The following is a 24537-nucleotide window of genomic DNA, read 5'->3' on the forward strand; positions in this document are numbered from 1 at the left end:
TTGCGAATCGCGAAGTAGTTCGGCTGAAACGTTGTGTGCCGTGTACATACATATAGAAACACAAAAGAACAACAAATAACATCGCGCCCGTTTCGCCGTCACACCAAGCACGGCGCGGGTTTTCAAGAGGGTTGGGAATGCTCCGAATTTTCAAAGGGCCGATCGGTCGGTTCAGCCGCCGCATGGCTGTTTCGTTCCTCTTCGCGATGGCGGGGGCGGCGCAGGCGCAGCTGACGATCTCGTCGGTCACCGACACGCCCGATCCGGTTTCGGCGGGGGGCACCGTGACCTACACGGTGGGGATCAGCGAAACGAACGGCCTGCCGGTCACCGGCGGTGCCTTCAGCTTCGATGTTCCAGCCAACGGCGTGTACGCCGGTCCGGGCACCTGGCCGCCGGGCGTGTCGTGCGCGGGCATGGCTGCCAACCAAGCCGGGCCGGGCACCTTGAGCTGTACCGGCGTCAACCTCGCTGCCAACCAGACGGCGCTGATTTCGTTTCTGGTCCGTTCGACGACCGCGGCCGCGGGCTCGTTGCAGGTCACGGCCACGGTTCCGGGCGGCTCCCAGAGCCAGTCGACCACGGTCAATGCCGGGGCCGACCTCAGCGCCACTATCAGCGGTCCCGCGACCGCGCCTGCAGGCAGCACGCAGGTGTTCCAGATTCGCGTCGACAACCTGGGCCCGGATGCATCGCCGAGCTCGACGCTGAGCTACTCGATTCCGCCGGGCTTCACCATCCCGACGCCGCCGGCCGGCTGTTCGGTGGGCGGCTCGACGCTGACCTGCACGGTCGGCGCACTGGCGCTGAATGCGAACCGAATCTTTTCAGTCAGCGGTGTCGTCTCCGCCGGCAACGGCTCCACGCTGACCCATGCGGCAGCGGTCACGGCCGGCGGCGGCGTGGGCGATGGGGTCTCGACCAACAACTCGGCCACGTTCAACACCTCGGTGACGCCGGGCAGTGCAATCTCGGTCGACAAGACCAAGTCAGTGCCCGACCCCGTGGTGACCGGCAGCGATTTCAACTTCCTGCTCGACGCGCGCTACAGCGGCGACTATCCCGCAGGCGTTGAGCTGACCGATCCGATCCCCGCCAACTTTTGCGTGGTGGGGCCGACGAACTTCACGTCGGGTGCCTGGACCTGTACCGCGTCGAGCAGCTGCCCCACGGCAGGCGCCACGCTGTCGTGCACGCGCAGCGGCAGCGGCGCGGCGGGCTACAACCAGACGCTCGGCATCGTGACGGTGCCAGTGCGTGCGCTGACGCCGGTCGTCGGCGTCAACAACACCGCGACCGTGTCGGCGCCCGGCGTGACATCGGCCAACGGCACGGTGGCCACCACGGTGACCGATCCGATCTCCGACCTGCGCGCCAACAAGAGCAAGAGCTGGCCGCAGGCCGCGATTCCGGTCAACCAAGTCTTCGACTACCGGCTCTCGACCACCAACCTCGGGCCGACCGCCTTCCCCGCCACCGGCACCCTCACGCTGACGGACAACCTGCCTGCCGGGCTGCAGGTCAACAGCATCTCTGCGCCCGCCGGATTCTCCTGTGTGCCGAGCGGCGCGCTGCCGCTCGCAGGGCCCGCGACCATCACCTGCACCAGCACCAACGTCGCGCTCGCGGTCAACGCGACCACGCCCGTGATCACGGTGAACGCGCAGGCAACGACCACGGGCGCCACGCTGACCAACAACATGTGCGTCAGCAGCGCCAACGGGCCGATCGACAACAACGCGCCCAACAACTGCGTGGGCGTCGGCATCACGCCGCAGCCGCCTGCGCAGCAGGCCGACATCGCCACCCTGAAGCGCGTCGTCGGCATCGGCGACAGCGCAGGCAATCGCCAACTGGCCGGCGAGTCGATCACCTGGGAGATCGAGATCGTCAACGCGGGACCGGATGTCGCCACGGGCGTGGACGTGACCGACGTGTTCAACAACGTCTTCAACGCCGTGCCAGGCGACTACAGCGTGACGCCCATCGCCGGCATCGGCACCTTCGCACCCGGCTGCACTTTGGTGGCTTCCGCCTCCAACGTTTCGCTGTCCGGCTGCACCGTCACGTCGCTGCCAGTCTGCACGGCCGGCAGCAACTGCCCGCGCGTGCAGGTGGCGGTTCGCCATTTTGGCAACGGCACTTCGGGTAGCGACGACTTCCAGCGCACCAACACGGCGTTCGCACTGAGCCAGACCGTCGCCGACACCGGGTTGGCCAACAACACCTCGAACGCGACGGCCTTCTTCCTCGCACGCACCGACGTCGCGGTCACCAAGACCGATACCCCGGACCCGGTTCCCGCGGGCCAGAAGCTGACCTATGTCATCACTGCGAGGAATCCGTCCGCCACCAGCGCGAGCAACGCGTTCAATGTCACTGTCAACGACACGCTGCCGGCCGGCTTGGTCTTCCTGTCGGCGAGCGCCAGTGGCGGCGCCAGCTGCTCGATCCCGGCTGTCGGCTCCGTGACCGGGCCGGGCAACAACACGCTGTCCTGCACCTGGGCGCAGATCAATCGCGGAAGCCAGCAGACCGTCACGGTGGAGGTGCGTCCGCTCGTTTCCCTGAGCGTCGCGGGTGGCGGATCCGGTTCGATCAGCAACACGGTCGTCATCACCACCGCGACGCCCGAGATCGCCGGCGGCGCCGCCAACAACACGGCCACCGAACCGACCGCGATCACCGGCCCGGCCTACGACCTGCTGGTCAACAACACCGACGACATCGACCCGGTGAACGTGGACGACATCGTGACCTACATGCTGACGGTCACCAACAACGGCGCGTCGGCTGCCGAGAACGTGGTGCTGACCGACACGCTGTCCAGTGTGCCCGGCTCGCCCACCTTCGTGGAAGTGGTCGGTCCGTTGCCCCCGGGCGTGAGCTGCAACACCTCGGGCGTGACCGTCGGCGTCGCCGGCGGCAGCATCAGCTGCACCGTCGCGCTCCTGGGCGGCACGGGCGCGAACGCGACCGGCGAGCCTGCCAGCGTCTCGGTGCGCGTGCGCCTGCGCGGCGTGGCCAAGGGCACTTACACGAACAACGCGACCGTCGCCTTCGCGAACAGCGGCTTCAACAACGGCACCTTCGATCCGCAAGGCAACAACACGGCGGCCGAGCCCACCCTGTTCCGCCTGCGCGGCGACGTGCAGGTGGTCGGCAAGCGCGCCGTCCAGTCCGGCGGCACCACGCCGGTGACGAACGTGGCCATCGGCCAGGTCTTCGACTGGCTGGTGGACGTGCGCAACAACGGCCCGCACGCAGCCGAGACCACGACCTTCAGCGACACGCTGCCGACCAACATGCTGATCGCCGGCGCGCCGGTGTTCACCGTCACGGCAGGAAGCTTCACGCCCGCCGCACCGATCTGCAGCGGCGCGGTCGGCGGCTCGGCTGTCAGCTGCGCCATCGCCAGCATGCCGGTCAACGGCACGGCGACGGTGCGGATTCCGGTGCAGATCGCCGCCGCGACCGCGACGAACTGGACCAACACCGCGAGCATCGTCACCACCGGCTCGATCGACACCAACGGCGGCACCAACCCGGCCGGCGGCAACAACTTCGGAAGCGGCAGCGTCACGCTGCAGACTTCGCCCGGCCTGAGCGGCCAGGTCTATGTCGACAGCAACAAGGACGGCGTGCTGACGGCCGGCGAACCGCCCATCGCCGGCGTCACGCTCACGCTCACCGGCACCAACGCCTCGGGCACGCCGGTCAGCGTGACCACCGTCACCGCTGCGGACGGCAGCTACCAGTTCCTGGGCCTGCCGCCGTCGAATGCCGCCGGCTACACCATCACCGAGACGCAGCCTGCGACCTACGCCGACGCGCAGGAAACGGTCGGCCGCGTCGACGGCGTGACGAACGGCACCGTCGGACCCGACCGCATCACCAACATCGTCTATCCGGGCGGCGTGGCAGCGACGGGCGTCGGCTACAACTTCGGCGAGATCGGCGGGTCGCTCGCGGGCCTGGTGTTCAACGACGTCAACCGCAACGGCGTGAAGGAGCAGAACGACCTGCCGATCGCCGGCGTCACGATCACGCTCACGGGCAACGATGCCAACGGCCAGCCCGTCAGCCGCACCACCACCACCGGCCCCGACGGCCGCTACAGCTTCGCCGACCTGCCCCTGTCCGACGCGACCGGCTACACCGTCACCGAGACGCAGCCGGCGGACTACGACACGGTCGGCGAGCGCCCCGGCACCGCCGGCGGCACCGTGCCTGCGCCGAACCGGATCAACGTGCGCCTGACGGCCGCGAACCCGAACGTCACCGGCTACGACTTCTACGAGAAGACCAACAAGCCGGCCTCGCTGTCGGGCACGGTATGGCGCGACGGCAACCACGATCGCAGCCGTACGCCGGACGAGCCGGTGCTCGCCGGCTGGACGGTCGAGCTGCTGGGCTGCCCGAACGGCGCCGCGAGCTGCGCGCAGTCCGCGCTGAGCGTGATCGACACCAAGACCACCGGCAGCGACGGCGGCTATCGCTTCGATGAGCTGATGCCGGGCAACTACCAGGTGCGCTTCCGTTCGCCGAGCGGCCAGGTGATCGGCGGCGTGTGGCCGACCGATCCGGTGCAGAACGCGTCGGGTGGTCCCAACCCCACCTTGAAGAACTCAGACTCGCTCGCCTTCATTCCGGTCACCCTGAGCGCAGGCGCGTCGGTGATCAACCAGGACTTGCCGCTCGACCCCAGCGGCGTGGTGTACGACAGCGTGAGCGCGCAGCCCGTGCCGGGCGCGCGCGTCACGCTCACCGGCCCGCCGGGCTTCGACCCCGCGGTGCACCTGCTCGGCGGCGCCGGCTCGGTGACGACCGAGGCCGACGGCACCTATTTCTTCTTCCTGCTGCCCGGCGCACCCGCGGGCGACTACGGCCTCGAGGTCGTGCCGCCCGGTGGCTACGAGCTGTCCGGCACCTATCCGCCGACCAACGGTCCGCTGAACCTGCAGAGCTGCGCATCGCCGGCAGGCCGCATCGATTCGAACGGAACCGATCCCTGCGTGGTCACGCCGCCGTCGCAGCCGGTGCCGGCCGGGTCCACCACGGTCTACTTCATGCGCTTCTCGATGCCGGGCGGCGGCGGGCAGCGGCTGGTCAACAACCACATTCCGCTCGACCGCGAGGGCAGCGGCCAGCAGATCGAGCTGCGCAAGACCAGCTCCAAGCTCTACGCGAAGAAGGCCGAGCTCGTGCCCTACACGATCACGGCACGCAACACGCGCCCGGTGATCGCGCGCAACGTGGCGCTGGTCGACACGCTGCCGCCGGGCTTCAAGTATGTCGAAGGCTCGCTGAAGATCCAGACCCTGCCGAGCGGCCCGGCGCTGCCGGCGCCGATCAGCCTGGTCGGACGCCAGTTCACGATTCCCGGCCAGAACTTCGCCGCCAACGAGACCAAGAAGCTCACGATGGTGCTCGGCGTCGGCGTGGGCGTCGGTGAGGGCGAGTACGTCAACCAGGTGCTCGCGCGCCAGGGACCGAACGGGCCGGTGATCTCGAACGTCGCCACCGCCGCGATCCGCGTGGTGCCCGATGCGCTGTTCGACTGCACCGATGTGATCGGCAAGGTCTACGACGACAAGAACGCCAACGGCTACCAGGACGAGGGCGAGCCCGGCCTGGCCGGCGTACGGGTCGCGACCGTCAACGGCCTGCTGGTCACGACCGACGCCGAGGGCCGCTACCACATCGACTGCGCGGCGATCCCGAAGGAGGGCACGGGCAGCAACTTCGTGCTCAAGCTCGACGAGCGCACGCTGCCCTCGGGCTATCGCGTGACTTCCGAGAACCCGGCCGCCGAGCGCATGACGCGCGGCAAGCTGGTCAAGATCAACTTCGGCGCCACGGTGCATCGCGTGGTTCGTCTGGATCTGCACGCGGCTGCTTTCGAGGGCGTGCAACTGAAGCCCGAGTTCGCGACGCAGCTCGACCGCGTCGTCACCGCATTGGCCGAGAAGCCCTCGGTGCTGCGGCTGGCCTATCGGCCGGCCGCCGACGAAGACCCCGACCTTACGAAGCGGCGCATCGCCGCGGTGAAGGAGGAGGTCCTTCGACGATGGAAAGCCTACGGACGCGCGTCCGACAAGGCCCTGTTCAACCTGGACATCGAGGTGGAGCTGGCAGCGGCTTCCGTCAAGCCATGAAGCCGATTCAAGTTTCCGCACGCAAGGTGCTTCGCCGCACCGCCATCTCGAGCGCTGCCGGTACGCTCTGCCTCGCCGCCGCCATCGCGGCAGCGCAAAGCACGCCGAACGATCGCGATCGCCAATGCACGGTCGATGCGCGTGGCCGCATGAGCGATGCATGCCGAGCCGATCCGCGCGCCATCGAGATTAACGGCGCAGATGCGATTCCGCAGACCTCGGAACGCGAGCTGCCGAAGATCAGCTACGTGCTCGGCGACGAGCGCGCGCTGCGCGAGACGCGCACCGAGCGAGTCGAAGCGATGCCCGCGAGCGTCGGCCTGACCTCGGCCACGAGCACGCCGACCTTCGTCTCCGGCGCCGATCTGCTGAGCGCGCAGGACCGCAAAAGCCTCGATGAACTCGCGGCCAAGGTGCAGGGCAAGCAAGGCCTGCGCTTCGAGATCGTGGGCCACACCGACACGCAGCCGATCAGCCCCGCGCTGCGCAGCCGCTTCCCCGACAACGAAGCGCTGGGCCTCGCGCGTGCGCAGGCTACGGGCCGCTACTTGACCCAGCGCCTCGGCCTGCCCGAGAGCGCCTTCGCCGCCAGCTCGCGCGGCTTCGCGCAGCCGCTCGCGACGCCGGCGCAGGATCCGGCCAACTGGGCCGCCAACCGCCGGGTCGAGGTGCAGGTGTTCTGGCAGGAGGCCGCAGCGCCGCGCCGCAGCGAAGTCGTGACGCGCACCGATCCCACCCAATGCAGCATGCTCACGCCGCTGCCCGAGGCTACCGGGCCGCTGCGCATCAGCATCGACGGCAACGCCGAGGGCGAGGTGCAACCCGCTTCGAGCGCCGACCGCCAGCGCTGCGTCGACGTTGGTCTGGAACGCAACGGCCTGCGCCTGCAGTACGACAACCTCTCGCAGCCGCGCCGGCTCAGCGGGGCCGCCTGGCCCACGACCGCGGTGCCGGGCGAGCGCATCCGCTTCGCGGGCTACAGCAATTACCTGCTGTTCCTCGCCAAGGCCGAGCTGCGGCTGTTCACCGCCAACGATGTGCGCCAGGCCACGCCGCTGGCGACCGTGCCGCTCGATGCCGACCTGCGCGGCGAATGGGCGGTGCCGCAGGAACTGATCGAGCGCATCGCCAACAACGCGAGCGACCCCAAGATCTACTGGCGCGTGCGCGTCTATGGCAAGGACGGGCAGTTCGACGAGACGCAGGACTTCTCGCTCACGCTCGCGCCGCGCCGCCTGCCGGTGGCGGGCGACGACGACGAGAAGAAGCAGCTCGCCAAGGCCTACGGCGAAAGCAACCTCGCCGTCACCAACATCCCGCTCTCCGCCGGCACCGTGACGGCCAGCGGCCGCGCGATCCGTGCCGGCGAATCGGTGCGGGCCCTCGGCTTCGCCGTGCCGGTGGACGACAACGGCCGCTTCGTGTTCCAGCAGCTCGTGCCGAGGCGCATGCAGACCGGCGAGATCGCGATCAACGATGCAAGCGGCCAGCCGCGCGTGTTCCGGCGCGATTTCGACCTGCCGGCAAGGGACTGGTTCCTGGTCGGCCAGGCCGACCTCACCGTCGGACGCGACCGCACCAGCGGCCCGGCTGGACTGCTCGCCAACGACAAGAACCGCTACAACAACGACACCTGGACCGAGGGCCGCCTCGCCTTCTACGGCAAGGGCAGCATCAGCGAGCGCTGGCAGCTCACCGCCAGCGTCGACACCGAGGAACGCGAACTCGGCGACCTGTTCCGCAACTTCGACCGCAAGGACCCGAGCTCGCTGTTCCGCCGCTTCGACCCGGTGGATTCGTGGGCCACCTTCGGCGACGACTCCACCAGCATCGAGGACGCACCTACGCAGGGCCGCTTCTACCTGCGCGTGGACGACGGCCGTTCGCATGCGATGTGGGGCAACTTCAAGCTCAACTTCGGCGAGACTGAGCTCACGCAGATCAACCGCGGCCTCTACGGCTTTCACGGGCGCCACCTGAGCGAGGGATCGACGGCCTTCGGCGAAGCGCGCCTGCGCGCCGACCTGTTCGCGGCCGAGCCGGGCACGCTGTCGGCGCGCGAGGAGTTCCGCGGCACCGGTGGCTCGCTCTACTACCTGCGCAACCAGGACATCACGCGCGGCGCCGAGCAGGTGTTCGTCGAGATCCGCGACCGCGACTCGGGCCTCGTGCTCTCGCGCCAGCAGCTGGTGCCGACCAGCGACTACGAGCTCGACTACCTGCAGGGCCGGGTGCTGCTGAGCTCGCCGCTGTCGAGCATCGCGGCCGACTCTTCCCTCGTGCGCGCCGGTGGCCTCACCGGCCACTATGCCTACCTGGTCGTCACCTACGAGTACACGCCGCTGGCCAGCTCGCTCGACACGCTCGCGACCGGCGCCCGCCTGTCATGGTGGGCCAACGACAACCTGCGCCTGGGCGTGACCGCGAGCCGGCAGAAGCAGATCGGCATGGATCAGAGCCTGGGCGGCGCCGACCTGGTGCTGCGCCGGAGCGAGACCACCTTCCTCAAGGCCGAGGTCGCACGCACCGAGGGCACGGGCATCGGCCAGCTCTCGTCTCTCGACGGCGGCTACAGCTTCAACGGCGGCGTGCTCGCACCCGGGCAGGACATCGACGCCAATGCCTACCGCATCGAAGCGCAGGGCGATCTCAAGGACGCCGGCCTCGAAACCCCGGGCCGCGTCACGGGCTACGTGCAGAAGCGCGACGCCGGCTTCTCGGCGCCGGGCCAGCTCACGGCCAACGCCTCGATGCAGGCCGGCGTGTCGACCGCGCTGGCGCTGAGCGACCGCGCTGACCTGCGCCTGAAGGCCGACCACAAGAACGAGACCAACGGCTTTAACACCGAGGTGGCCGAAGCGCAGTTCGGCTACAAGCTAACTCCGCAGTGGAAGCTGGGCACCAGCGTGCGCTACGACGACAAGGGCATGGACTCCGTCTTCACCAGCCCGCTGGTGCCGAGCTCGATGCGCGTCGAAGGCGAGCGCACCGACGCCGCCGTGCAGCTCGACTACGACAGCCTCGACAAATGGAGCGCCTACGGGTTCGCGCAGAAGAGCCTGCACCGCACCGGCACGCGGCTGGAGAACGACCGCCTCGGCTTCGGCGGCCGCTATCGCTTCACCGACAAGCTCTCGGTGCTGGGCGAGCTCTCCGGCGGCGACGGCGGCGGTGCCGGCAAGGCCGGCGTCGACTACCAGTACAACGACCGTTCCAGCGTCTACATGACCTATGTGCGCGACACCGGCCGCAGCGACGAGAACGTGCTCGGCCGCGGCGGCAACCTGGTGACCGGCGTGAAGTCGCGGCTCTCCGACAACGTGAGCATGTTCACCGAGCATCGCCAGTCCACCGGCGTGCAGCCGGGCCTCACGCATGCCTACGGCGTGCAGTACGCGCCCGACAGCCGCTGGACGCTGGGCGCGAACTTCGAGAACGGCACGGTCGGCTCGGAAACCATCGGCGAGGTGCAGCGCGAGGCGGTGGCCTTCACCGCCGGCTACGCATCGGCCGACATCAAGTACAGCGGAGGCGCCGAGTACCGGCGCGACCGCACGCAGCTGGAAGAGCGCAAGAGCTGGCTGCTGCGCAACGCGATCAGCTACAAGACCAGCGACGATGCGCGCTGGGTCGGCAAGCTCAACTGGGCCGACAGCAACAGCGACGCCGGCGCGCTCGCCGCGGCCAAGTACACCGAGGCCGTGGTCGGCTACGCCTTCCGCCCGGTGCTGAACGACCGCCTCAACGTGCTCTTGAAGTACACCTACCTGTACGACCTGTCGTCGCCGGGCCAGGTGTCCTTCACCGACACGACGACGCGGCCGGCGTCGACGCTCGGCGTGGACTACCAGCAGAAGAGCAGCGTGTTCGCGATCGACGCCACCTACGACCTCGACGCGCGCTGGACCCTGGGCGGCAAGTACGCATGGCGCCGCGGCGAGCTGCGGCCCAGCCGCGACGATTCGGCGCAGTGGTTCAAGAGCTCGGCCGAGCTCGCCATCGTGCGCATCGACTGGAAGGTGGTGCGCAACTGGAGCTGGATGGCGGAGTTGCGCTCGCTGCGCGCCAAGGAACTCGGCGACCGCCGCACCGGCTGGTTGACCGCCGGCTACTACCACGTGAACGAGAACTTCAAGGTGGGCGTGGGCTACAACTTCACCGACTTCTCCGACAACCTGACGGATCTCAGCTACCGCAGCCGCGGCTTCTTCGTCAACGTGCTCGGGAAGTTCTAGGCCACCTGCGCCGGCAGCCGCTGCAGCGAGCGGACCGGCGAGCCCAGGATCAGCCAGGCCTGCAGCAGAAAGCCCGCGAGGGCCAGCAGCAGGCAGGCCGGCTCGCCCCATGCCGCGCCGACGATGCCGCCCAGGGCCGCGCCGACCGGACGTGCGCCGGCATTGACCGTGAGGAACACGGCCGAGACGCGGCCCAGCATCGCGTTGGGCGTGACGGTCTGCCGTAGCGTGGTGGAGGTGATGACCCAGACGATCGGACCCACGCCGAACAGGAACAGCGAGATCGCCGCGAGCGCGCCGCTGGGCACCGCCAGCGTGGCCGTCATCAAGAGCGCTGCCAGCACCGAGGACACGGGCCCGAACTGGATCGCCCGGCCCAGCGGCATCGGGGCGACCATGCGCGAAGCCAGCAGCGCGCCGGCCACCATGCCGGCGCCGCAGATGCCCAGGCTCAGGCCGACCGCGCCGGCGCCCAGTCCCAGCGTGCGAACCGCGTAGGGCACGTAGGCAGCCTGCAGCACGAACCACGAGGTGTTCCATGCCGCGGCCGTCAGCAGGATCGGCCGCAGCAGCGCGTGCTGCCAGACCAGGCGCGCCCCATCCTGCAGCTCGAGCAGGGGATGGCGTGGAGTCGCGCGTGCGCGCTGCGGCTCGGCAATTCGCAGCAGCAGCACGACGGCCGATATCGACAACATCGCGGCCAGCACGAAGGCGACCGGCGCGCCGAGCCACGCGACCAGCGCGCCGGCCAGCGCCGGCCCGGCGGCGAAGGCGGCGCTGCGCGCGAGTTCGAGCCGCCCGTTGGCGCGGGCCAGCGCTTCGCGGGGAACGAGCGCGGGCACCAGCGCCGGCGCCGCGACGTTGAAGCCCACGGTGCCGACGGCGCCGATGAAGCCCAGCACTGCCAGCCATTCGATCGACGGGCGCGCCGTCGCCACTACCGCGAGCAGGCCCAGCAGGGCCAGCGCGCGCAGCGCTTCCGCCCACAGCATCAGGCGCTGCCGCGAGCTCCTGTCGGCAATCAGGCCCAGCGGGATCGACAGCAGCAGGAAGGGCAGGGTCTGCACCGTGGCCAGCATGCCGATCTCGCCGGGGCCGGCGCCGAGCGCGAGCACCGCCACCAGCGGCACGGTGGCCAGGCTCAGCTGCTCGGCCGACTGGGCCGCCAGGTTGGACCAGGCCAGCTTGACGAAGGGGCGGGGGAGTTTCGGATTCATGCGCACCATCTTCGGCCGGAGGCCGCCTGGACGCTGGCCGTATGCGGACCTGTGAATGCCGGTCTCAGCCATACTGGTTGCGCGAAACCAGGGCGAGGTGCTGATCGAGTCGCGCCAGGCCAGCGACTCGCTGCGTCTACCTGAAGCGCTTCAGGCCGCGGCCCACACGCGGTGCAGGCGGTCGGCCACGGCCAGCAGCTCGCGCTCGCGCTGCGCATGGCCGACCAGCTGCATGCCGATCGGCAAGCCTTGCGGCCCCCGCAGGCCGGGCACGCCGACGCAGGGTGGGCCGAGCAGGGTCCAGATGCGGTTGAACACCGGGTCGCCGGTGGCGGCCAGGCCCGCCGGCGCCTCGCCGGGTGCTGCGGGCACCAGCAGTGCATCGACATCGCGCATCAGCTCGGGCAGCAGGCGGCGGGCGATGGCGGCTTGCGCTTGCGCCTGCGCATAGGCTTCGTCGCTGCAGTCGCGGCCGGTTTGCAGCAAGGCGCTGAGCGCCGCGCTGAGTTGTTCGGGGTGCTGGCGCCATTCGGTGTCGAGCTGGCGCGCGGCTTCGTAGGCCATCACGGTTTTCTGCGCCTCCACCAGGCTGGCCCATGCGGCGGGCAGGGCGATGTCGCGCAGCGCGACGCCGGCCGCACCGGCCAGTTTCAGCGCCTGCTCGAAGGACGCTGCGCCGCCGGCATCGATGGCCGGCCATTCGTGGGTGCGGCAGACGCCGATGCGCAGGGCGCGTGGTTCGGCCGCTGCCAGCGGCGCGAAGGCCGTGCCGTTCATCGCACAGCGCATCAGTTCCAGGTCATCAGCGCTGCGCGCCAGCCAGCCCAGGGTGTCGAGCGAGGGCGAGAAGGGCTTGATGCCTTCGAGGCTCAGCATGCCGAAGGCGGGCTTGAGCGCGAACACGCCGCAGAAGGAAGCGGGGCGGATCAGCGATCCCGCGGTCTGCGTGCCGAAGGCGATCGGCACCATGCCGTCGGCCACCGCGGCGGCCGAGCCGCTGGACGAGCCGCCCGGCGTGTGGGCCGGGTTGTGCGGGTTGGCCGTGGGGCCGGGCGAGAAGTAGGCGAACTCGGTGGTCACGGTCTTGCCGATCACGAGCGCGCCGGCCGCGCGCGCCAGCGCGACGCACTCTGCATCGGCCGCGGGGCGGAAGCCCTCGTAGATCGGCGAGCCGTAGCGCGTGGGCAGGTCGGCGGTGGCGATGAGATCCTTAACGCCGATCGGCACGCCGCCCAGCAGGCCGGGCCGGCCGCGCACGTCCTGCGCGCGGGCCGCGGCGATGGCGCCCTCGGCATCGACATGCTGCCAGGCATGGATCAGTGGCTCGCGTTCGGCAATGCGCTCGAGCGCGGCACGGGCTGCGGCTTCGGCGGTCAGCGTGCCTGCGGCCATGGCCTGGCGCAGGGCGACCGCGGTCAACCCCATCAGGCGGCCCTGGCTTGCGCCGGCGCGAACATCGATTCCATCTCGTGGCGGATCTTGTAGGCGTGGGTCGTGGTGTCCATCGCCACGTCGGCCCAGCAGAGGCTCTGGCCCTTCCTCACCGGCCGCACGAGCTTGATGTTGTGCGCCAGGCCGAGCGGCAGGCCGCCGATGCGCATCGAACGCTCCGCCGGCAGCAGCTTGCCCCACACGGTGTAGCCGCCTTCGCCGTCCAGCGTTTCGCCGGCCGCGAGGTCGCGCTTGGCGGTGGCCACCACGTCGGCGTTCCAGCAGGTCGCGACGCCGGTCGCCTCGCCGCGCAGCGCCACGCTCGCGACCGAGACGCCGACTTCGAGGCCGATCAGGTGCCAGCGCTTGTAGAGCGTGAAGTAGCGCCCGCTCGGATCGGTGTGCGCGTTGTATTCCTCGAAGCAGTTCTTGATGTACTCGGTCTCGGCCTCGACCGTGACCCACACGCCCATGCGGATGTCGTAGGGGATCTTGCGGCCGTCGGCTTCGAGAGACGAAACCACTTCCACCATGCCCTTGCGTTCGAGCACGCCGCCTTCGCTCTTCGGCCGCGTGACGAAGGGAATGTCTTCCACGCTGGCCGGCGGATAGAGCAGGCCGTCGGAAGGCACGCCGAGCCCGGTGGCGTTGGCCACCGCCGCGCTTTCGATCGAGGGCTTGGAGCCGTCGAGGAAGCTGTTGAACATCTTCGGGTTGAGCCCGCCGCGCCGCGCCTGCTCGGGCGTGAGGCCGTAGTTGTCCCACACGGTCTCGGGAGTCGACTCGCTGAAGTGCGGCAGCCACTTGTGGCCGCGCCCGGCCGCCACCACCGGAAAGCCGCAGGTGCGCGCCCAGTCGACCAGGTCGCAGATCAGCGCCGGCTGGTCGCCGAAGGCGAGCGAATACACCACGCCCGCCTGCTGCGCGCGACGCGCCAGCAGCGGGCCGCAGAAGGCATCGGCCTCGACGGTGACGTTGACCACGTGCTTGCCGTGCGCGAAGGCATCGAGGCAGTGGTCGACCGCAGCCACCGGGTTGCCGGTGCACTCGACCACGATGTCGATCGAGGGCTCGCGCGTCACGGCCTGCCAGTCCTCGGTGATCCAGGTGCTGCCGCTTTGCAGCGCTTCCTGCACCGAACGGGCGGCGGCGCGATCCGGCTTCCAGCCGACGCGTTCGAGGTTGGCGCGCGCAGCGGCAGGCGAGAGGTCGGCGATGGCGACCAGCTGCACACCGGGCGTGCGCGGAATCTGCGCCAGGTACATGGAGCCGAACTTGCCGGCGCCGATCAGGCCGATGCGCACCGGCTTGCCGTCGGCCGCGCGTTGTTGAAGTCGGGTGTGGAGGCTCATGGGTCAGGCCGCCACGGTGTCGATTTCTTCGAGCGAGGTGCGCAAAGCGCTCTCGGGCAGGCCGTTCTTCCACGGCACCTCGACCGGGTAGGACTTCAGCAGGCAGTCGTCCGGCAGCATCTCGATCGGCGTGAAGTCGCGATGCGCGATGTACTCCGGCCGCTTGAAGCGCCGGATGTGGTTGCTGACCGCGCACAGGCTCAGGTACACGGCCACGCGGTTGAAGGGCGAGAGGTTGCTGCCCGAGGCATGCACGAGGCAACTGTGGAAGAGGATCATCGAGCCCGCGGGGCCCTTGGGCGAGACGATGCCTCCGTTCTTCCCGCCGGCGCGATCCACGAGTTGGCGGATCAGGTCGTTGTCGACGGTCCACAGCGGATAGCTGGTGGTCGTGAGGTCGTGCTTGGCCTCCACCACGCCCTTCACGTGGCTGCCGGGTATGAACATCAGCGGCCCGTTGAACTCGTTCACGTCGTCGAGAAAGATTGCGACGTTCATCGCGCGCTCGGTCGGCATCAGGTCGTCGTTGAGCCAGGTGCCGTAGTCCTGGTGCCATTGCCAGACATCGCCCTCGAAGGCCATCTTGCCGTTGATCTTGAACTGGTGCATGTAGACCTGTTCCTCGAACAGGTCGCTCACCGGGCCCACCATGCGCGGATGGCGCGCGAGGCGGGCGAAGGGTTCGCTGATCAGGTGCGCCGCGAAGTTGGTGCGCACGGCGTCGGAGCCTTTCTCGCGCACGTTGAAGGCCTCGCGCCGGCTGTAGAGCTCGGGCACGGCGTCCGTGAGGACCTTGGTCTCTTCGGCAGAGAAGTGGCCGGGGAAGAAGAGGTAGCCGTCGCGCTCGAACTGCGCGTGCTGCTCGGGGCTGAGTCTCATGCGGTATCTCCTGCGTGGGTGGGGGTGCGGGCGGAAAGGCGTTCGGCCAGCCGCTTGCCGAGGGTCAGGCTGGCCTGCGCACCATGCTCTTCGCTCAGGCGCGCGGCGGTGTCGGCGTCGCCGGCCGCGATGGCGCGGGCGATTGCCTCATGCTCGTCCCACAGCGACTCGCGCTGCGGTTCGGACTGCAGCACCGCGCCCATGGCACGGCGCAGGTGGCACCAGTGCTGGTCGGCGCTCTGCGCGATCAGCGGATTGCCCGAGGCGACGTAGATGGCGTGGTGAAAAGCCATGTCGGCATCGATCATGGCTTCGACGCTGCGGCCGCGCGCGGCACGGCGGCCGCGCTCGATCAGCTTGGGATCGATCTGGAAGCGCTGCTCGGCCGCGAGACGCGCCGCCAGCACGTCGAGCGCGCCGCGCACCTGGTAGACCTTGGCGGTCCATTCGGCATCGAGCGGCGCGACCAGAACGCCGCGGCCCGGCGCGTCGAGCACGAAGCCGTCTTTCTTCAAGAGGCGCAGCGCCTGCAGCACCGGCTGGCGCGAGACCGCCAGGCGCCTGGCCAGGTCTTCCTGCGTGATGCGCTCGCCGGGCGCCAGCGAGCCGCCGCTGATGGCATCGAGCAGCGCGCGGTAGACCTGGTCGACGAGGTCGGGGGCGGCGGCGATCTGGACGAGGTGGGCGGGCATCGGCGGGGTCGTTCTGAACTCTGTATACAGAATACGATCTATGACGACAACCGCCACCTGGGGCTTTCCCCAGGCCGGGGATCAGGCCCGGATGCCGCTCGCGCTCAGGTGCAGCACGCGGTCCGCACGCGCCGCGGCCGCCTCGGAATGCGTCACCAGCACCAGCGAGGCGCCATGCTCGCGGGTCTGCGCCAGCAGCACGTCCATCACCTTCCCGGCGGTCTTCGGATCGAGATTGCCGGTCGGTTCGTCGGCCAGGAGCAGCGCCGGCCGGTGCACCAGCGCACGCGCGATGGCCACGCGCTGCAGCTGGCCGCCGCTCAGCTGCTGGGGCAGGCGCTCGCCGAGACCGCCCAGCCCGACCGCATCGAGCATGTGGGCCACGCGCGCCGGGTCGGGTCGCGCGAGCAGCATCAGCGGCAGCGCGACGTTCTGCGCCACGTCCAGGTGCGGAAGCACATGGAAGGCCTGGAACACGAAGCCGACTTGCTTGCGGCGCCACAGCGCGCGCGCCTCGGCATCGAGCGCGCCGATGTCGATGCCGTCGTGCATGACGCTGCCGGCGTCCCAGCTGTCGAGTCCGGCCATGCAGTTGAGCAGTGTCGACTTGCCGACGCCCGATTCGCCGACGACGGCGACGAACTCGCCCGGCGCGACTTCGAGCGACACCTGCTCGAAGACGGTCGCGTCGCCGTAGCGCTTGGCCAGCTCGCTGATCCGCAGCGTCATGCGATCTCGCACACCTGGTGCACGATGCGCTCGACCGCATCGGGCGCTTCCGCCGCGATCACGCGGCGCTCGGGCATGCTGCGCAGCCAGGTGATCTGTCGCTTGGCCAGTTGGCGCGTCGCAGCGATGCCGCGTTCGCGCAGCTCCGCCATGGGAAAGAGGCCGTCCAGCGCTTCCCAGGCCTGGCGATAGCCGACGCTGCGCATCGAAGGCAGCTCTGGCGCGAGATCGCCGCGCGCGCGCAGGGCCCGCACCTCGTCGAGGAGGCCGCCCGCGAGCATCGCGTCGAAGCGTTCGGCAATGCGCTGGTGCAGCCAGGCGCGCTCGGTGGGCTCGAGCGAGAAGAGCGCCAGCGGCGGCATGCCGCCCGCCCCTTGCTCGGCGTGGAAGCTGGCCATGGTGCGGCCGCTCGTCAGCCACACTTCCAGCGCGCGCTGGATGCGCTGGCTGTCGTTGGGCGCGAGCCGCGCGGCGGTCAGCGCATCGACCTCGGCGAGGCGCGCGTGCATCGCGGGCCAGCCCAGCGCAATGGCTTCGGCCTCGAGCTGCCGCCGCAGGGCAGGGTCGGCCGCGGGCATGGCATCGATGCCCTCGGCCAGCGCCTTGAAGTAGAGCATGGTGCCGCCCACCAGCAGCGGCAGCCGGCCGCGCGCGCGGATCTCGGCGATGAGCCGCGTGGCGTCGTTGACGAAGGCGGCCGCACTGTAGGGCTCGCGCGGATCGCGGATGTCGATCAGGTGGTGCGGCACCTCGGCGCGCTCGGCCGGCGTGGGCTTGGCGGTGCCGATGTCCATGCCGCGGTAGACCAGGGCCGAATCGACGCTGACGATCTCGACCTGCCGTGCGTGCGCGATTGCGAGCGCGGCCGCGGTCTTGCCCGAAGCCGTCGGTCCGGCCAGAGCCACGTACCCTGCTCTAGTGTTCATGCGTTGGGCCGTACCTGCGCACCAGCGTCCATGCGACGAGCGCCAGGCAGGCGCTCCAGAACCACATGCCGAGCGCGAGCGGCAGCACGGTGCCGTCCATGCGCGCGCCGAGCCAGCCGCCGATGCCGAAGGCCGCCAGCATCATCAGAAAGCCGTTGAGCGCCGAGGCCGCGCCGGCAGCCTGCGGAAAGGGGCCGACCGCGCCGGTCTGCCCGCAAGGCTGGTGCACGCCGTGCGCCAGCATGATCAGCGTGAGCGGTGCCACGATGGCGGCGACCGAATGCACGCCGGCCAGCGCCAGCAGGCCCATCGCGCTGCCGCCGGCCAGCGAGAGCAGCGAGGCGCGCGCCACGCTGCCGCGCACGCCATAGCGCGGCAGCCAGCGCCGGCAGATGAAAGTGCCGGCGATGTAGGCGAGCGAGCTCCACAGCATCACCAGCCCGTACTGCGTCTTCGTGAGGCCGAGCACCTGGATGAAGACGAAGGACGAGGCGGCGAGAAAGGTGAAGAGCAGGCCGTAGGCCGAGGTGGTGAGCGCCGAGAAGGCGAGGAAGGTGGGATGGCGCAGCACCATCGCCCAGGTGGAGAACAGCGTGGAGACGCGCAGCGCATGCGGATTGGGACGCGCCAGCGTTTCGCCGAAGCGCAGCGCGACCAGCGCGAGCGTGATGGCGCCGAAGACCGTCAGTGCCATGAGCGCGACGCGCCAGCCGAACAGGTCCGACAGCAGGCCGCCCATCGGGGCGCACAGGCAGGCGATCACGCCCAGGCCGGTGAGCGCGCGCGACATGACGCGTGCGCCGTCGGCCGGCTGGTAGAGGTCGCGCACGATGGCGCGCGCGGCCATCACCGCCGCACCCATTGCCGCACCCTGCAGCGTGCGCCAGAGGATCAGCAGCTCGATCGAAGACGCGAGCGCGCCGCCGAGGCTCGCCGCCACATAGGCGCCCAGGCCCCACAGCAGCACGGGCCGACGGCCGAAGCGATCGGACAGCGGCCCCAGCACGAGCTGCGCGCAGCCGAAGGCCAGCAGCAGTGCGCTCAGCGTGAGCTGCGCCTGCGACATGCGCGCGCCGAAGCCGCTGGCCAGGGCCGGGAGCGCGGGAAGGTAGAGATCGGTGGTGACGGGCTGGATGCCCAGCAGCAAGGCCAGCGTGAGCACGACCAGCGCGGGCGACATGACCGTGGCACGCGGCGCGGATTGCGAGAGGGCCGGTGCGTCGGGAAGGGGCGGCATGCGCCCAAGGGTAACAAAGCGGGCGCGGCAGCGGCTCAGATCGCTTGGCCTGTCGGCTGGGCTTGCGGTGGCAGGACGATCACGGGCGCGGCCGGGGCCGGTGCGCCGCTGCTGCCGTCGCCGGCGGCCATCTCGGTCGGCGGCTCCTTCATGCGAAACAGCTGCGACAGGGCCGCGCGGTATTGCGCCTGGCCGACCGAACCGGTGCTGTGGTGCGAGCCGCCCTCGACCAGCACGAACTGCTTGGGCACCGTGGCCGCCTCGTAGAGCTTGCGGCCCAGGGTCGGATTGATCAGGCTGTCGGCCGCGCCATGCACCACCAGCAGCGGGGCGCCGATGTTCTTGACCCGGGTGACCGCTTCGAAGCGCTGGGTGATGAAGGGGCCGAAGGGCAGCCAGCCCCACTTGAAGCTGCTCACCACGTCGGCGATGGAGGTGAAGGTGCTCTCGACGATGGTGCCGCTCTCGTCGTTGACCCGCGAGGCCAGGTCGATACCGATCGCGCCACCCAGCGAGTGGCCGAAGATGTAGCGCGGCTGCTGGGGATGCCGCGCCGCGAGCCAGATCCATGCGGCGCGCGCGTCTTCGCGGGCCGAGTCTTCCGAGGGCAGGGCCTTGCTGCTCTTGCCGAAGCCGCGGTAGTCGATGGCCAGCACCGAAAAGCCCAGCTCGTGCATGCGCCGCATGCGCGGCGCCGAGCCTGCCACGTTGTAGCGCGCGCCATGCAGGTAGAGCAGCACGGGCGTGTTGGCCGATTCAGGCGCGCCGCCGAGCCAGAGGCCGTGCAGACGGGCCGGCTGGCCGGTGACGGAAGACTGGAAGTCGATCCAGACGTGGTCCATGCCCTCGGTCATGGATTCGGAATTGCCCCAACTGCGATCGCTCGGTTGGAAGATCCATTCGCGTTGCCGCTCGTCGAGGGTGGAGCAACCGGCCGCCAGCAAGGTGACCAGCGCGGTGGCGGATGCGAAGAGGGACCAGGATTTCATGGGCAAGGCTGGAAGACAGTTGCTCGGCCGGAAAGTTCAACCAAAGACCACATGCAACGGCCGTGCCCGGCCCATCGATGACCCGTGAAAACCCTCAGTTACGTGTCCAATAGCTGCCAAATGTGAGGACTTTGGCAGCTTGTTCCCAGATACCGCGGTTCAGCGGCCGCGCATGAACAGCGAATCGAGCTCGCGGATCGAGACCTGGCGCCAGGTCGGCCGGCCGTGGTTGCACTGGTCCGAGCGCTCGGTGGCCTCCATCTGGCGCAGCAGGCCGTTCATCTCGTCGATAGTCAGCCGCCGGTTGGCGCGCACCGCGCCATGGCAGGCCATGGTCGACAGCAGCTCGTTCTGGGCCCGCTGCACCACGGTGCTGGCGTCGTGGTTCGCCAGTTCGGCCAGGACGCTGCGGGCGAGCTCCACCGGGTCGCCGTCCGCCAGGGTGCCGGGCACCGCGCGCACCGCCAGCGTGCGCGGCGAGAAGGGCGTGATCTCCAGGCCCAGCGAGGGCAGCACGGCGGCGCAGGCCTCGGCGGTCGCCACTTCCTGCGGCGTGGCGGCGAAGGTGGCCGGGATCAGCAGGGGCTGGCTCGTGATCGCGGCGCCGTCGAGCTGGGTCTTCAGGCGCTCGTAGACGATGCGCTCGTGCGCCGCATGCATGTCGACGATCACGAGCCCCTGGCTGTTCTCGGCCAGGATGTAGATGCCCTGCAGCTGGGCCAGCGCGCGGCCCAGGGGCCAGGCCTGGGCCTCGTCGGCGGCTGGGGTGTGCCTGATCGGCGCAGGCGCGGTGAAGGGCGTGGCCGGCGTCGCGGCCATATCGTTGCGCTCGCCGGGCCACATCGCAGCCGCGTCACCGAGGCCGCGTTCGGCGGCGAAATGGATCGCCGGCTGCGTCCACGAAGGCGCGGGCTGGGGCGAAATCGGCTTGAAGAAGGGCTCGGCGGCCGCCGCTGGCGCTTCGCCGGCCCGCGGCGCGGCCAGCGCGTTCTCGATCGCGTGGCGCACCGCCTGGTGCACCTCGCGCCCGTCGCGGAAGCGCACTTCGATCTTGGTGGGATGGACGTTGACGTCGACGCGCGCCGGATCGATCTCGAGATAGAGCGCGTAGACCGGCTGGCGCTGGCCGTGCAACACGTCTTCGTAGGCGCTGCGCACCGCGTGGGCCAGCACCTTGTCGCGCACGAAGCGGCCGTTGACGTAGAAGAACTGCTGGTCGGCGCGCGAACGTGCCGCATCGGGAATGCCGGCGCGGCCCGCCACGCGCACCGGGCCCGCGGCGTGCTCGACCGCCACGCTCTGGGCGACGAAGTCCTCGCCGAGCGCATCGGCCAGGCGCCGGTCGCGTGCATCGGCGGCGCGCCACTGCTCGAGCAGCCGGCCTTCGTGCCAGACCGAGAAGCCCACATCGGGCCGCGCCAGCGCATGGCGGCGCACCGCCTCGATGCAGTGCGCGAGCTCGGTCGCGTCGGTCTTCAGGAACTTGCGCCGCGCGGGCGTGGCGAAGAACAGCTCCCGCACCTCGACCGTGGTGCCGGCGGCGCGCGCCACCGGCCGCAGCTCGCCGGTGCGGCCGTCGAGCGCGAAGGCGCCGTCGGCTGCGTGGAAGCGGGACTGCAGGCTGAGCTCGGCGATGGCATTGATGGCGGCCAGCGCTTCGCCGCGAAAGCCCATCGTGCCGACGGTCTCCAGGTCGTTCAGGCTCGCGATCTTGCTGGTCGCGTGGCGGCGCAGGGCCAGCGGCAGCTCGTCGCGCGGCAGGCCCTGGCCATCGTCCTCGACCGAGATCAGCCGCACGCCGCCGGCCGAAAGCCGCACCGTGACCTGGCGCGCGCCGGCGTCGAGCGCGTTGTCGAGCAGTTCGCGCACCACCGACGCGGGCCGCTCCACCACTTCGCCGGCCGCGATCTGGCTGATCAGTTCGTCGGGAAGCTCGCGGATCGGACGGCGCGCGGCCGGGGCGAAGGAGGAGGGGAGGGCGCTCACCGGGGCATTCTAGAAGGGGGCTTGCGAAGCTGCCCGGATAATGCGCGTTCATGGAAATCATCAGCTTCTTCATCGACTTCATCCTGCATGTCGACAAGCACCTCGAGGCCTTCGTCGTCGCCTACGGCCCCTGGGTGTATGCGCTGCTGTTCCTGATCGTGTTCGTCGAGACCGGGCTGGTGGTGATGCCCTTCCTGCCGGGCGACTCGCTGCTCTTCATCGTCGGCGCGCTGTGCGGCGCAGGACTGATGAGCTATTCGATCGCGGTGCCGATCCTCATCGTTGCCGCGATCCTGGGCGACCAGTGCAACTACAGCATCGGACGTTATTTCGGGCCCAAGGTCTTCCAGTGGGAGAGCTCGCGCTTCTTCAACCGCAAGGCCTTCGACCAGGCGCATGCCTTCTACGAACGCTACGGCGGAATCACCATCATCCTCGCGCGCTTCATGCCCTTCATCCGCACCTTCGCGCCCTTCGTGGCGGGCGTGGCCGACATGACGCGCACCAAGTTCACGCTCTACAACATCGTCGGCGCGCTGCTGTGGGTGCTGGGCCTGTGCACTGCGGGCTACCTGTTCGGCAACATGCCCTTCGTCAAGGAACACCTCGACAAGATCATCTGGGCCCTGATTATCGTGCCGGGCCTGATCGCGATCTTCGGCGCCTGGCGTGCGGGGCGCACGCCTTCCTCGGCGCGTTGAAGACAAAAAAAGGCGCGTCCTCGGACGCGCCTTCGATCATTCAAGAGCTGCGAGCTCAATAAGTCGGGCCGTTATAAGGGTAGTAGCCGCCACTGCGTTGTCCGCGGTAGTAGTTGCGCTCGTCGGCGCGGCGACCCACCTGGTTACCGATCAAGCCGCCGATGGCGGCGCCACCCACGGTGCTGGCAGTGTTGCCGCCGATCGCATTGCCGACCACGGCGCCACCCACGGCGCCGCCGGCTGTACCCCACTGCTCGTTCGGTCCCGCGGCGCAGCCGGCCAAGGTCATGACGGTCGTGGCCGCTGCGGCCGTGATCCAGAGACGTGTCTTCATGGTGTCCACCTTTCGAGAGTGATGGACACATTCTGTAAAAGCCCTGCGCCACGGGTGTAGGAGTCCGCCGCACCCCCTTGCCCGAGAGCAGGCGCTGCATTCGTGCAACAAAGAGCGCGCATTCCGCAGGCGGCGGCGCACGGCAGGCGGTTGCGAGGGCTGGCCAAGAAAGCTAGTCTGCGCGCATCGATGCGTTCCCAGGAGGCAGCCATGGAGATCCGCAATCCTTCCCCCGGGCTCTACAACGAGGACCTCGCACCCGCCAAGGTGCGCAACTGGGGCGCCTTCAGCATCTTCAACGTCTGGACCTCGGACGTGCACAGCCTGTGGGGCTATTACCTGGCAGCCAGCCTGTTCCTGCTGTGCGGCAGCTTCACCAACTTCCTGCTCGCGATCGGGCTCGGCTCGCTGGTGATCTTCTTCCTCATGAACCTGATCGGCTTCGCCGGCGAAAAGACCGGCGTGCCGTACCCGGTGCTGGCACGCGCCTCCTTCGGCGTCTGGGGCGCCAACCTGGCGGCGCTGGTGCGGGCCGTGGTGGCGTGCTTCTGGTACGGCGCGCAGACGGCCGCCGCGTCGGGCGCCGTGGTCGCCCTGCTGATCCGCGACGGCAGCATGCTCGAGTTCCACAGGAGCACGCAGGTCCTGGGCCATTCGGGGCTGGAGGTGATCTGCTACGTGGTGATCTGGGCACTGCAGTTGCTCATCATCCAGAAGGGCATGGAGACGGTGCGCAGGTTCCAGGACTGGGCCGGCCCCGCGGTATGGATCGCGATGCTGATCCTGGCCATCGGCCTGTGCGTCAAGGCGGGCGGCTTCTCCTTCGATCACGGCATCCCGAGGGACGTGCTGCTGGCCAAGACCAAGGACGCGGGCGTGAGCGGCGAACCGGGCTCTTTCTGGGCCCTGATGGCCGTGGCCGCGACCTGGATCACCTACTTCGCCGCGCTGTACCTCAATTTCTGCGACTTCTCGCGCTACGCCAAGAACAAGGAGGCGGTGGAGAAAGGCAACCTCTGGGGCCTGCCGGTCAACCTGGTCGCCTTCTCGCTGGTCGCCGGCATCACGACCATCGCGGCCTTCAAGGTCTACGGCGAGGTGCTGCTGCATCCGGAACAGATCTCCGCCAAGTTCGACAGCTGGGTGCTGGCGCTGATCGCCGCCATCACCTTCGCGGTGGCCACGCTGGGCATCAACGTGGTCGCGAACTTCGTCTCCGCCGCCTTCGACATCTCGAACGTGTTCCCCCGGCAGATCAGCTTCAAGAAGGGCGGTTACATCGCGGCGGCGATTGCGCTGGTGCTCTATCCCTTTGCGCCCTGGGAGGGCAATGCCGCGAATTTCGTCAACGCCATCGGCGCCACGATGGGGCCGCTGTTGGGCGTCATCCTGGTCGACTACTACCTGGTCGCGAAAGGCAACATCCATGTCGCGGCGCTCTATGACGAGAACGGCGAGTATCGCTACGAGGGCGGCTGGAACGTCAACGCGCTCGTGGCCGCGGGCGTCGGCAGCGTGTTCTCGACTCTTCTTCCGAACTTCACCAGCCTGCTGCCGGCCTGGTGGAACACCTACGGCTGGTTCTTCGGCGTGCTGATCGGCGGCGGCGTGTACCTGTTGATGGCGACCCTGCGGCCGCGCGCCGCGGTCGCCGCAGGTGCGAAGGCCTGA

15 protein-coding genes are annotated in these 24537 nt (G+C 69.4%); 4 read left to right on the plus strand and 11 right to left on the minus strand.

The window, feature by feature from the left end:
- The first annotated feature begins 182 nt into the window (after positions 1-182).
- Positions 183-6158, plus strand: coding sequence for an SdrD B-like domain-containing protein (locus tag AC3A6B_RS15895; protein WP_487837643.1), 5976 nt, complete (start codon positions 183-185; stop codon positions 6156-6158).
- On the plus strand, positions 6155-10393 hold the full coding sequence (locus AC3A6B_RS15900) for an OmpA family protein (protein ID WP_487837644.1): 4239 nt from the start codon (positions 6155-6157) through the stop codon (positions 10391-10393). The genes AC3A6B_RS15895 and AC3A6B_RS15900 overlap by 4 nt, the downstream gene beginning before the upstream one ends.
- On the opposite strand, the gene AC3A6B_RS15905 is transcribed toward AC3A6B_RS15900, so the two are convergent.
- From AC3A6B_RS15905 to mutL, 10 genes are all read right to left on the minus strand, one after another.
- Positions 10390-11610 carry an MFS transporter gene (locus AC3A6B_RS15905; protein ID WP_487837645.1) on the minus strand — a complete coding sequence of 407 codons (1221 nt, stop codon included), beginning with the start codon at positions 11608-11610 and terminating at the stop codon, positions 10390-10392. The two genes, AC3A6B_RS15900 and AC3A6B_RS15905, sit on opposite strands and share 4 nt — an antisense overlap.
- 150 nt (positions 11611-11760) lie before the next feature.
- A complete protein-coding gene (locus AC3A6B_RS15910; RefSeq protein WP_487837646.1) occupies positions 11761-13035 on the minus strand; it encodes an amidase in 1275 nt (424 codons plus the stop codon).
- Positions 13035-14393, minus strand: a complete 1359-nt coding sequence (locus AC3A6B_RS15915) for an NAD(P)H-dependent oxidoreductase (RefSeq protein WP_487837647.1) — start codon at positions 14391-14393, stop codon at positions 13035-13037. Before AC3A6B_RS15915 ends, AC3A6B_RS15910 begins: the two co-directional genes overlap by 1 nt.
- A 3-nt stretch (positions 14394-14396) precedes the next feature.
- Positions 14397-15272, minus strand: coding sequence for a phytanoyl-CoA dioxygenase family protein (locus tag AC3A6B_RS15920; protein WP_487837648.1), 876 nt, complete (start codon positions 15270-15272; stop codon positions 14397-14399).
- A complete protein-coding gene (locus AC3A6B_RS15925) occupies positions 15269-15964 on the minus strand; it encodes a GntR family transcriptional regulator (RefSeq protein ID WP_487837649.1) in 696 nt (231 codons plus the stop codon). Before AC3A6B_RS15925 ends, AC3A6B_RS15920 begins: the two co-directional genes overlap by 4 nt.
- A gap of 81 nt (positions 15965-16045) precedes the next feature.
- Positions 16046-16693, minus strand: coding sequence for an ABC transporter ATP-binding protein (locus AC3A6B_RS15930; protein WP_487837650.1), 648 nt, complete (start codon positions 16691-16693; stop codon positions 16046-16048).
- Positions 16690-17619 carry a tRNA (adenosine(37)-N6)-dimethylallyltransferase MiaA gene (miaA, locus tag AC3A6B_RS15935; RefSeq protein WP_487837651.1) on the minus strand — a complete coding sequence of 310 codons (930 nt, stop codon included), beginning with the start codon at positions 17617-17619 and terminating at the stop codon, positions 16690-16692. The genes AC3A6B_RS15930 and miaA overlap by 4 nt, the downstream gene beginning before the upstream one ends.
- Entirely contained in the window at positions 17609-18856 is a 1248-nt protein-coding gene (locus AC3A6B_RS15940) for a multidrug effflux MFS transporter (RefSeq protein WP_487837652.1), read from the minus strand. The genes miaA and AC3A6B_RS15940 overlap by 11 nt, the downstream gene beginning before the upstream one ends.
- 35 nt (positions 18857-18891) lie before the next feature.
- Positions 18892-19845, minus strand: a complete 954-nt coding sequence (locus AC3A6B_RS15945; protein ID WP_487837653.1) for an alpha/beta hydrolase — start codon at positions 19843-19845, stop codon at positions 18892-18894.
- A 159-nt stretch (positions 19846-20004) separates the two neighbouring features.
- A complete protein-coding gene (mutL, locus tag AC3A6B_RS15950; protein WP_487837654.1) occupies positions 20005-21831 on the minus strand; it encodes a DNA mismatch repair endonuclease MutL in 1827 nt (608 codons plus the stop codon).
- A gap of 50 nt (positions 21832-21881) precedes the next feature.
- On the opposite strand from mutL, the gene AC3A6B_RS15955 reads away from it, so the two are divergent.
- On the plus strand, positions 21882-22532 hold the full coding sequence (locus tag AC3A6B_RS15955) for a DedA family protein (RefSeq protein WP_487837655.1): 651 nt from the start codon (positions 21882-21884) through the stop codon (positions 22530-22532).
- A 55-nt stretch (positions 22533-22587) separates the two neighbouring features.
- Here AC3A6B_RS15955 and AC3A6B_RS15960 read toward each other — a convergent pair whose 3' ends face one another.
- Positions 22588-22866 (minus strand): YMGG-like glycine zipper-containing protein, encoded by a 279-nt coding sequence (locus AC3A6B_RS15960; protein WP_487837656.1) that lies wholly within the window; start codon positions 22864-22866, stop codon positions 22588-22590.
- A gap of 210 nt (positions 22867-23076) precedes the next feature.
- Here AC3A6B_RS15960 and AC3A6B_RS15965 point away from each other — a divergent pair, with 210 nt between their 5' ends.
- Positions 23077-24537, plus strand: coding sequence for an NCS1 family nucleobase:cation symporter-1 (locus AC3A6B_RS15965; protein ID WP_487837657.1), 1461 nt, complete (start codon positions 23077-23079; stop codon positions 24535-24537).

Source organism: Variovorax sp. Soil_C_33 (genome assembly GCF_057656935.1).

Bases quoted from the DNA above. Each gene is read 5' to 3' on its own strand.
- AC3A6B_RS15960 (WP_487837656.1), bottom strand. From the start codon at position 22,866: ATGAAGACACGTCTCTGGATCACGGCCGCAGCGGCCACGACCGTCATG.
- AC3A6B_RS15900 (WP_487837644.1), top strand. From the start codon at position 6,155: ATGAAGCCGATTCAAGTTTCCGCACGCAAGGTGCTTCGCCGCACCGCC.
- AC3A6B_RS15955 (WP_487837655.1), top strand. From the start codon at position 21,882: ATGGAAATCATCAGCTTCTTCATCGACTTCATCCTGCATGTCGACAAG.
- AC3A6B_RS15925 (WP_487837649.1), bottom strand. From the start codon at position 15,964: ATGCCCGCCCACCTCGTCCAGATCGCCGCCGCCCCCGACCTCGTCGAC.
- AC3A6B_RS15915 (WP_487837647.1), bottom strand. From the start codon at position 14,393: ATGAGCCTCCACACCCGACTTCAACAACGCGCGGCCGACGGCAAGCCG.
- AC3A6B_RS15895 (WP_487837643.1), top strand. From the start codon at position 183: ATGGCTGTTTCGTTCCTCTTCGCGATGGCGGGGGCGGCGCAGGCGCAG.
- AC3A6B_RS15965 (WP_487837657.1), top strand. From the start codon at position 23,077: ATGGAGATCCGCAATCCTTCCCCCGGGCTCTACAACGAGGACCTCGCA.
- AC3A6B_RS15945 (WP_487837653.1), bottom strand. From the start codon at position 19,845: ATGAAATCCTGGTCCCTCTTCGCATCCGCCACCGCGCTGGTCACCTTG.
- AC3A6B_RS15930 (WP_487837650.1), bottom strand. From the start codon at position 16,693: ATGACGCTGCGGATCAGCGAGCTGGCCAAGCGCTACGGCGACGCGACC.
- AC3A6B_RS15905 (WP_487837645.1), bottom strand. From the start codon at position 11,610: ATGAATCCGAAACTCCCCCGCCCCTTCGTCAAGCTGGCCTGGTCCAAC.
- miaA (WP_487837651.1), bottom strand. From the start codon at position 17,619: ATGAACACTAGAGCAGGGTACGTGGCTCTGGCCGGACCGACGGCTTCG.
- AC3A6B_RS15920 (WP_487837648.1), bottom strand. From the start codon at position 15,272: ATGAGACTCAGCCCCGAGCAGCACGCGCAGTTCGAGCGCGACGGCTAC.
- AC3A6B_RS15940 (WP_487837652.1), bottom strand. From the start codon at position 18,856: ATGCCGCCCCTTCCCGACGCACCGGCCCTCTCGCAATCCGCGCCGCGT.
- AC3A6B_RS15910 (WP_487837646.1), bottom strand. From the start codon at position 13,035: ATGGGGTTGACCGCGGTCGCCCTGCGCCAGGCCATGGCCGCAGGCACG.